Here is a 1,016-nt window from a genome sequence, read left to right on the forward strand (position 1 = left end):
ATTCGTGACATAGGTCGTGAGGTGTGTAGTCTTCACGCTCTAGAAAGCGATTTACACTATCATGCGAGATATTATAAGTCTCGGCAAGTTGTGTGCAGCTAATAGAGTTCGGTTCTGTCATGAGAAAGCCCATATAAATGGGTAATGTACAAGTTGCTGTAGAAGCATGTTTAATTCGTCTGATCACAGATACTTTATAAAGTATTTTAATACTTTTTTGAATCCGTCAATGCGTAAGTCCTATATAAGATGCTTCTGATTTTTTAACTTCTACATCATTTAGTCCCATAGAAGGACAAATGTTAGGTGTTTCTTAATTTTTTCTAAAATTAACATAATTCTTATTATGCGAAATTAAAAAAGGAAGCGGTATGCCATTGCTGTCCCACAATTTTTCACAAGAGGAAGCTCATTTGAGCTTCCTCTTGTTTTATGGGTATTTTATCGGGTGAAAATAAAGCTTTTAAAGTTCTTCTTTCAAACAAATTCACTTGAATTATTCTGAGTAAACGTTGAACTGTCCAACCTGTTTTTCCTAAATGTCGAGCGAAACTCACCAATAAATAGGCGATCATCGCAATCCAGATTTGTGTCTGAATTGCGTTCCTGCTGCGGCCTAGAAACGCTTTTAATTTGAGATTCTGCTTAATCGCCTTAAAGAACAGCTCAACTTTCCAACGATCTTTATAAATCGCCGCAATGGTGGAGGCGGCTAAATGAAAGTTATTGCTGAGAAAGCTAAAGTGCTTGCCACTTTGCTGATCTCTATATTCAATTCTTCTTAACACTGGGGCTTTTCTTTTTAGGGCATGTGCGCTATTCAGCTGAATGGTTTCATCTTTTAGAATACCTTTGGATTCAAGCACTGGATGTTGCTGGATCACCTGATACACAGATTTAGGCCTAAAACGTGTGACAAATCCAATGTTTTGAGCAGTCAGATTTGCATACCATTGGTAATCGACATAGCCTTTATCAAAAACTACAATGCTGCCAGCAGGAAACTGGAATTTGCG

Annotated in this window: 2 pseudogenes; both read right to left on the minus strand. The window is 37.5% G+C overall.

Going from position 1 to position 1,016, the window contains the following annotated elements:
• Nucleotides 1–187 (minus strand): annotated as a pseudogene (locus tag FTV41_RS15060) (IS701 family transposase); the annotation flags it as partial.
• 208 nt (nucleotides 188–395) lie between these two features.
• Nucleotides 396–1,016: pseudogene (locus FTV41_RS15065) on the minus strand (IS4-like element ISAbe18 family transposase); the annotation flags it as partial.

Source organism: Acinetobacter sp. YH16051, assembly GCF_013417135.1.
In the GTDB taxonomy this organism is placed as follows: Bacteria; Pseudomonadota; Gammaproteobacteria; order Pseudomonadales; family Moraxellaceae; genus Acinetobacter; species Acinetobacter towneri.